Source organism: Klebsiella planticola ATCC 33531 (assembly GCF_000735435.1).
GTDB classification, from domain to species: Bacteria; Pseudomonadota; Gammaproteobacteria; order Enterobacterales; family Enterobacteriaceae; genus Klebsiella; species Klebsiella planticola.
In genome coordinates this window covers 1-7,986 of sequence record NZ_JMPP01000025.1, presented here as the reverse complement: position 1 = coordinate 7,986, position 7,986 = coordinate 1, and the positions used below count along the sequence as shown (strand labels likewise).

General features: G+C 58.8%; 6 protein-coding genes. 3 read left to right on the top strand and 3 right to left on the bottom strand.

All coding sequences use genetic code 11. The annotated features are described in order from the left end of the window. Positions 1-106 precede the first annotated feature (106 nt). Both xylB and dalD read right to left on the bottom strand, forming a co-directional pair. Positions 107-1,570, bottom strand: coding sequence for a xylulokinase (xylB, locus tag GRPL_RS13470; protein ID WP_032699152.1), 1,464 nt, complete (start codon positions 1,568-1,570; stop codon positions 107-109). Between the two features lie 9 nt (positions 1,571-1,579). Continuing rightward, positions 1,580-2,947 carry a D-arabinitol 4-dehydrogenase gene (gene dalD, locus GRPL_RS13475; protein ID WP_032699150.1) on the bottom strand — a complete coding sequence of 456 codons (1,368 nt, stop codon included), beginning with the start codon at positions 2,945-2,947 and terminating at the stop codon, positions 1,580-1,582. A 268-nt stretch (positions 2,948-3,215) separates the two neighbouring features. Between dalD and GRPL_RS13480 the strand changes: the two genes are divergently transcribed. Then, positions 3,216-4,157, top strand: a complete 942-nt coding sequence (locus GRPL_RS13480) for a sugar-binding transcriptional regulator (protein ID WP_032699149.1) — start codon at positions 3,216-3,218, stop codon at positions 4,155-4,157. Between the two features lie 32 nt (positions 4,158-4,189). Here GRPL_RS13480 and GRPL_RS13485 read toward each other — a convergent pair whose 3' ends face one another. After that, positions 4,190-5,200: a LacI family DNA-binding transcriptional regulator gene (locus tag GRPL_RS13485; RefSeq protein WP_004864654.1), complete on the bottom strand. Its 1,011-nt coding sequence runs from the start codon at positions 5,198-5,200 to the stop codon at positions 4,190-4,192. 267 nt (positions 5,201-5,467) lie between these two features. On the opposite strand from GRPL_RS13485, the gene GRPL_RS13490 reads away from it, so the two are divergent. Both GRPL_RS13490 and GRPL_RS13495 read left to right on the top strand, forming a co-directional pair. Further along, positions 5,468-6,217 carry an SDR family oxidoreductase gene (locus tag GRPL_RS13490; RefSeq protein WP_004864656.1) on the top strand — a complete coding sequence of 250 codons (750 nt, stop codon included), beginning with the start codon at positions 5,468-5,470 and terminating at the stop codon, positions 6,215-6,217. A 32-nt stretch (positions 6,218-6,249) separates the two neighbouring features. Continuing rightward, positions 6,250-7,857 carry an FGGY-family carbohydrate kinase gene (locus tag GRPL_RS13495; protein ID WP_004864657.1) on the top strand — a complete coding sequence of 536 codons (1,608 nt, stop codon included), beginning with the start codon at positions 6,250-6,252 and terminating at the stop codon, positions 7,855-7,857. Positions 7,858-7,986 lie beyond the last annotated feature (129 nt).

Genomic DNA, 7,986 nt, shown 5'->3' with positions numbered 1-7,986 from the left:
AGCGGCAGACCGAACCACTGTTTGCTATTCACGGACATAATGACCTCGTTTTCAGGGTGCAGGAAGACTCTCCGGTGCAGCCACCGGAGGTTTTTTATTATTAAAATCAGTGATGTCGGCAATTCAGGTCGTTGAGATATAGCGCTTTAAATTGCGCATAGCGTTGCATCAGGGTGTGATGGCGTTCAGGCGCGGCGCGCCAGGTCTGGTAGACCTCTGGTTTTTCGCAGACGGCAGCCAGCGGTTTCCCCGCTGCCAGACAGGCCAATCGCGCCGCCCCCAGCGCGCCGCCGGTTTCGCCGCCTTTATGAGTCACGACCGGCATATCAAGAATATCCGCCAGCAGCTGCGCCCAGAACGGACTGCGAGCGCCGCCGCCGACCAGCGAACACTGTTCAATCCGCGTGCCGCTCTCTTTCAGTACCTGCAAGCCATCGTTGATACCGAAACTCACCCCCTCCAGCACCGCGTAACCCAGCTGGGCACGCAGGCTGGAATGGGTCATCCCCCAGAACATTCCGCGCGCGTCCGGATCGTTATGCGGCGTACGTTCCCCGGAAAGATAGGGCAGAAAGAACGGCGCGTTGGCCTTCTCTTCCTCGCTCAACTGGGCAATCTCTTCCAGCAGCGCCACTTCGGTGGTGCTGGTTAAACGACAGAACCACTGCAGGCAGCTGGCGGCGCTGAGCATTACGCTCATCTGATGCCACAGGTTCGGTAAGACGTGGCAGAAGGCGTGCACCGCCGACTGCGGCGCCGGCCGATAGGCATCGGTCACCACGAACAACACTCCGGAGGTGCCCAGCGAGATAAACGCATCGCCCGGCGAGACCGCGCCGACGCCGATCGCGCTGACCGCATTATCGCCACCGCCGCCGGCTACCACCACCGAGGGATTCAGGCCCCAGCGCGCGGCAACCTGAGGGTCCAGGGTGGCGGACACCTCGCAACCTTCAACCAGCGTCGGCATCTGACTGCGCGACAGGCCACACTTATCCAGCAGCGCATCGGACCAGTCGCGTTTCGCCACGTCCAGCCACAGCGTCCCGGCGGCATCCGACATATCGGAGATTTTTTGGCCGGTCATTTTGTAGCGCAGGTAATCCTTCGGCAGCATCACCGTTGCCGTGCGCTGAAAGTTTGCCGGCTCGTGACGGCGCACCCACAGCAGTTTTGGCGCAGTGAAGCCCGGCATCGCCAGGTTTCCGGCGACCTGATGCAGCTCAGGCGCCCTCTCCTCCAGCTCACGACACTCCTGGGCACAGCGCGTATCGTTCCACAAAATGGCCGGACGGATCACCTCCCCGCCGCTATCCAGCAGTACCGCCCCGTGCATCTGCCCGGAGAGGCCAATGGCCTTAATCGCGGACCAGTGAGGGCCACATTTTTCCCGCAGCGTGGCTATCAGATATTCCGTGGCTTCCCACCATGCCTGCGGCGCCTGTTCTGACCAGTGCGGATGAGGGCGCTGGATAGTCAACGGCGCGCTATGGCTGGCGACAACCGCATTATTCTCATCAATAACCAGCGCTTTCACTTCCGAGGTGCCAAGATCGATGCCTAAGTACATAGCCAGCTCCTACTGAATCAGGGAATAGACGGCGGCAATCTTCTCGCGCATCAGCGCCAGGAAATCAGCCCGTTCGGTCAGGGAACCAAACAGCGCCCGGTCTTTGGCATAAAGCGCAATCGGGTCGCTGGATTCAAACATTTCATGGACCGCCTGAGCATCGAGAATGCCATCCTGGTATTCGTAAGGCAGAGTGCCTTTGTGCCACTGCTCCATAAAGACAAAGAACAGCGCGGGCAGCATGGCCGTCGCCTCCGGGCGGACGCCGCGCTGGTAGCACTCCTGTAGCGTCGGGGCGATCATCGCCGGGATTTTTGAGAATCCGTCCGCCGCAACCCGCTGGTTGGTGTCCTGGATATAGGGGTTGGTGAAGCGCTTAAGGACCACGTCGCGATAGGTCGCCAGATCGATTCCGTTGTCGCCCAGGCACGGAATCACATCTTCGGTGACGTAGCGGTCGGCAATAGCGTAGATACACTCGGTCAACGTGCTTTCGTGGATATAGCGTTGACCCATTAACGTACCGGCCCACGCAATACAGCTGTGTGACGCGTTCAGAATGCGGATTTTGGCCTCTTCGTAAGGGATAACCGAGTCAACCATCTCCACGCCGACGGCCTCCAGGTTCGGACGTTCAGCGCGGAAATTATCTTCGACTACCCACTGAATAAAGGTCTCGCCCATCACCGGCGCTTTATCGTCAATACCGGTTTGCGCCTTGATGCGCGCCGGCAGATCGGCCGCTGGTCGCGGCGTGATGCGGTCCACCATGGTGTTCGGGCAGGTCGCATTCGCCGCCAGCCATGCTATCACCGCTCGCTTGCCGGTTAACTGGAGAAACTCCACCAGCCCGTCGTGAAAGCGCTCGCCGTTGTGGCGAACGTTATCGCAGTTGAGCAACGTCAGCGGTCCGGCGTTATCCGCCATGCGTTTTTCCAGAATGCGCGCGATGGTGCCGTAGATGGTTTTGCAACCCCCCTGCAGATCGGTGATTAAATCCGGATTGCTGGTCTCCAGCTTATGGCTGGTATTCAGGTAGTACCCCCCTTCCGTCACGGTAAAGGCGATAACTTTGGTCTGTGGGTTTGCCCCTTCGTCAATCAGCGGCTGCAGTCCGTTCTGCCACGGCAGCAGTTTTTGAATAGAGGCGATCTCTTCATATTCGCGATCCCCTTCCGGGCTGACGGTTTCCAGAACGTAGCGCCCGTTCTGGGCGATAAGCGCCTCAACCACCTGCTCGGCATCCTGACGAATATTGCCCGCCGCGATATGCCAGCGCTTATCGCCGGATGCGATCAGACGATGCAGATACCACGCCTGGTGCGCACGATGAAATGAACCCAGACCGATGTGAAGCCATGTGAATTGCTGATTCATATTCTGATCTCCTTGAGTGATGGGACTCACTGTAATTGATCATTTGCTCCAAATAAGAGCCGTAGATCACAAAAGAGCAATTACCCAATAAAATTACAAATGACCAAATGAGAGCAAAAGCTTGCCTGATTTAAAAACCGCGGCGAGAATGCGGCTATCACCTGAATCATTCGCCATGCCGGCTCCTGACGCCAGAGATCGCGGGAACCCTTTATCGGATCGAATGAGGCCGGGCCTGTTTATGACCATACGCTTAAGGCAGGGAATCATGGGTAAAGAAGAAGATATCAGGCTGGATCAGAAGGTCCGCGCCGCATGGATGTACTATATTGCCGGTCTGAATCAAAGCGAGATCGCCAGCCAGCTGGGGACGTCAAGGCCGGTGGTGCAGCGAATGATCGCCGCCGCTAAAGAAGAGGGAATCGTCTCGATCGGCCTTCACCATCCGGTGGCCAACTGCCTCGACTACGGGCAGCTGTTGCAGGAGAAATACCAGCTGGTCGACTGCAATATCGTTCCCGCGTGGAGCGAAGAGAGCACCCTGGACAGCGTCTCTTTCGGCTGTTACCAGCTGATGGCCCGCTATCTGCAGGATGATAAAGCGAAAATTATCGGTATCGGCTCCGGGCTGACGCTGAAAAAGACCATGCAGCGGATCGACTTCGACAGTCTGAATACGCGCTGCGTGGCGCTGATTAGCGCCATGGACGCCAACGGTCAGTGCAACTATTACGACGATGTTCCTCTGCTGCTGGCGCGAAAAATCCAGGCCAAATATTATCAATGGCCCGCGCCGCGCTACGCGCAAACCGTCGATGAGCATGAAATGTGGTGCACCAGCCGCCTGTTCCGCAACGTCTCAGGCGTGGCGCAGCAGGCGGACGTGATTTTCGTCGGTATCGGTCCGCTTGGTACCAACAGCCCCATCTTTAAAGACGGCTTTATCAACCAGGCGCAGCTGGATGAGCTGACGGCCCAGGGCGGGATTGGCGAAATTCTCGGCCGCTTCATTGATGCCGACGGCGGCGTGGTGGAGAGCAATATCAACCGGATGATCACCAGCTACGATATTCGCCACAATCAATGCCCGCGCATTGCGGTGGCCTGCGGAGAATATAAACGCCCGGCGATTCTGGCGGCGCTGAAAGGGGGCTGGATCAACGGCCTGGTCACGGATGAGCACACCGCCCGCTGGCTGCTGACGCGCTAGCGGCAGGCCTTGCTGCCGCCGCGCTCAACGACTCAGAGGTGTTCGCGGCTACCGATCAGCAGCGGTGGGATCTCGACCAGCTGTTGGCGGGCCTCACCGGCATCAATAATGCTGAACACCGCCTCCAGCATCGCCGGGACATTCTGCTGCACCATATCGATGTCATGGCCGAGAAGATAGACAAACGGGTCCCAGTCGAAGCAGCCCATCGGCGGCTGCTCGGTGCCGGTTAATCCCAGCTGCGCCAGCCATCTGACCACCCCTTCCAGCGAAATCGTCGAGTTGACGAAGAGCCCCTGCAGATGCTCCTCCGGGGTGCTGAACCGGGCCTGCATACAGGCCTCGACTTTGCCCTTTGAATAACCGGGAGCCAGCACGTTCTCATCGGGAACGCTCAGGCCCCGCGCCTGGTGCGCGTCGCGAAAGCCGCGCAGACGTTCGAGGGTATTGTGGTCGCTGCTGCGCCCGCCGACGAAGGTCAGCGGTGCCAGCCTGCCGTGACGCCTGGCGCTATTGTCGAGAATCTTATCCGTCAGCGCTCGGGCGCCGGCGTAGTTGTCCGAAATGACCGACGGCGCAAGCGTCCCCGGCAGATCGAGATTCACGGTAGGCACCCCCGCCTGCTGACAGAGCTCGGTAATTTTATCCGGGTTCGTCGCCCCAGTCGCCACCACCCAATCCACCTGCCATGAGAGCATCGCCTTCACCGCTTCGATCTCCAGCTCAGGGCGACGACGGGTACAGGTGATAATCGGCAGCAGACCGCGCTCGCGCGCCATCTCTTCAAAGCTTTCCGCGACGGAGCCGAAGTAACGGTTGTCGTATTTGGGAACAATCATGCCGATCACATGCGATTTTTTACTGCGCAGCATGCTGGCCTGGCGGTTTATCGCGTAGCCCTGCTCTTCCGCAATCCGCGTCACCTTTTCCGCAAGTTTGGCGCTGATACGCCGTTTTTTCCAGTTGCCATTGAGGATTGCACTGACCGCGCTGGCCGAAACGCCGGACAATTCCGCCAGATCGTAGATAGTGATTTTTTTCATTTTCCCAACTTGCGTCACAAATTCATTTCGCTGTTAATTTCCCCACTTGCTCAATCGATGAAGCTGGCGCAACATTAGCTTCATCGATTGAGCAACCATTATGCTCCATGGCGAATGACGTTATTCATCGCTCAATTTTCAGCGCATATTTATAAATAACGCTTTGATTCAACACCTTAACAATTTTTCATGCATAACATCAACGCTGGCCCATGCTTATCGAGGACCAGATCGACTGACCAAACAGACTCAATGAAGGATTATAAAATGAACCACTCTGTATCCTCTATGAATACTTCTCTCAATGGTAAAGTCGCCGCCGTCACCGGTGCGGCATCCGGTATCGGCCTCGAATGCGCCAGAACCCTGCTCGCGGCGGGCGCCAAAGTGGTGCTGATCGACCGGGAAGGCGAAAAACTCACTAAGATTGTGGCTGAACTTGGCGAAAACGCCTTCGCGCTGCAGGTGGATTTAATGCAGGCCGATCAGGTCGATAATATTCTGGCCGGCATTCTCAATCTCACCGGGCGACTGGATATTTTCCACGCGAATGCCGGCGCCTATATCGGCGGACCGGTGGCCGAAGGCGACCCGGACGTCTGGGATCGCGTCCTGCACCTCAATACCAACGCCGCCTTCCGCTGCGTGCGCAGCGTACTCCCGCACATGATTGCGCAAAAATCTGGTGACATCATCTTTACCAGCTCCATCGCCGGCGTCGTGCCGGTCATCTGGGAACCGATTTACACCGCCTCAAAATTCGCCGTGCAGGCGTTTGTACACACCACCCGCCGCCAGGTTTCGCAGCACGGCGTGCGCGTCGGCGCCGTCTTACCGGGCCCGGTAGTGACCGCCCTGCTTGACGACTGGCCGAAAGAAAAAATGGAAGAGGCGCTGGCCAACGGTAGCCTGATGCAGCCGATTGAAGTTGCGGAGTCGGTCCTGTTTATGGTGACGCGCTCGAAAAACGTGACCGTACGCGATCTCGTTATCCTGCCTAACAGCGTGGATCTGTGATTGTTTAACCCGGGAGGCTTAAGGACGGCTTTATGAATAACGATACCCAAACCATTATTGGCGTCGATGTCGGCTCCGGCAGCGTGCGCGCCGGCATCTTCAACCTTCAGGGCAAGCTGCTTGCCCATGCCACGCGGGAAATCACCCTGTTTCGCAGCGCGGGAAACCAGGTAGAACAATCCAGCCGCCAGATTTGGCTGGCGGTCTGCGAGTGTATAAAAACCGCCGTGGCGCACTCCGGCATGCCGCCGGAGTCGGTCGCCGGAATCGGTTTTGACGCCACCTGTTCGTTAGTTGTGGTTGGCGAAAACGGGGAACCGCTGGCGGTCGGGCCTTCCGACGATCCGGACCGCAACATCATCGTCTGGATGGATCACCGCGCCATCGGCCAGGCGGAGCAGATTAACGCCACCGGACATGCCGTATTGCAGTACGTCGGCGGCAGGATTTCGCCGGAAATGGAAACGCCGAAAATCCTCTGGCTCAAGGAGAACCGCCCACATATCTATGAGCAGGCGCGCCACTTTTTCGACCTTGCCGATTACCTGACCTGGCGCGCCACCGGCGATCTGGCCCGTTCGGTGTGTACCGTCACCTGCAAATGGACCTACCTGGCCCATGAGCAGCGCTGGGATGCCGGCTACTTCCGGCAGATTGGTCTGGGCGATCTGGCCGAGGATGATTTTGCGCGCATAGGTCAGCGCATTGTCGACCCGGGAACGCCGTGCGGTCAGGGCCTTTGCGCAGAAGCGGCGCACGAGATGGGCCTGCCGGTCGGTACCCCCGTCGCGGTGGGCATGATTGATGCCCACGCCGGCGGTATCGGCACCGTGGGGGTTCTCAACGGCGCGGTCAGCAATATGGCCTATGTTTTCGGTACCTCCTCCTGCACCATGACCACCACCCCAGACGCCGTCTTCGTGCCGGGCGTCTGGGGGCCTTACTACTCTGCCATGGTACCGGGCCTGTGGCTGAGCGAAGGCGGGCAAAGCGCGGCAGGCGCCGCCATCGACCAGCTGTTAAGTTTCCATCCTGCGGCGGCGCAGGCACGCGAGCTGGCGCAGGAAGCGGGCGTACCGCTGCCGGTCTATCTCGCCGATCGGGTGCTGGCCCAGGTGGCGACCCCTTCCGAAGCCGCCGGACTCGCCGCCGGGCTGCACGTGGTGCCGGAGTTCTTAGGTAACCGTGCGCCGCTGGCGGACCCGGATGCCAAAGCGGTCATTGCCGGATTAGGCATGGAGCGCGATCTGGATAATCTGCTGGCGCTCTACGTCGCGGGATTATGCGGTATCGGCTACGGCCTGCGGCAGATTGTTGACGCGCAAAAAGCCTGCGGGATTAACAGCGAGAATATCGTCATCAGCGGCGGCGCAGGGCAGCATCCGCTGGTGCGTCAGCTGCTGGCCGATGCCTGCGGTCTGACGATTGTCAGCACCGAATGCAGCGAACCGGTGCTGTTAGGTTCGGCCATTCTGGGCGCCGTGGCCGGCCGGGTTTCCGCCTCGCTGCCGGAGGCCATGAAGCAATTCACCCGGGTAGATAAAACCTACCGCTGTACGACGCAATATCAGCCGCTTCATCAGCGTCGCTACGAGGCTTATCTGGCGTTGCAACAGGCCGCCCGGCTGATTCGGGAGTAGCGTCCCGGGGCTCAGCCTCACTCTTTCAATAATAAAAAACCTCCGGTGACAACACCGGAGTGTCTTCCTGTACCCTGAAAACGAGGTCATTATGTCCGTGAATAGCAAACAGTGGTTCGGTCTGCCGCT

What these genes read in the sequence shown, in the direction of transcription:
- GRPL_RS13480 (WP_032699149.1), top strand. Translation starts at nt 3,216, where the DNA reads ATGGGTAAAGAAGAAGATATCAGGCTGGATCAGAAGGTCCGCGCCGCA.
- xylB (WP_032699152.1), bottom strand. Translation starts at nt 1,570, where the DNA reads ATGTACTTAGGCATCGATCTTGGCACCTCGGAAGTGAAAGCGCTGGTT.
- GRPL_RS13490 (WP_004864656.1), top strand. Translation starts at nt 5,468, where the DNA reads ATGAACCACTCTGTATCCTCTATGAATACTTCTCTCAATGGTAAAGTC.
- GRPL_RS13485 (WP_004864654.1), bottom strand. Translation starts at nt 5,200, where the DNA reads ATGAAAAAAATCACTATCTACGATCTGGCGGAATTGTCCGGCGTTTCG.
- dalD (WP_032699150.1), bottom strand. Translation starts at nt 2,947, where the DNA reads ATGAATCAGCAATTCACATGGCTTCACATCGGTCTGGGTTCATTTCAT.
- GRPL_RS13495 (WP_004864657.1), top strand. Translation starts at nt 6,250, where the DNA reads ATGAATAACGATACCCAAACCATTATTGGCGTCGATGTCGGCTCCGGC.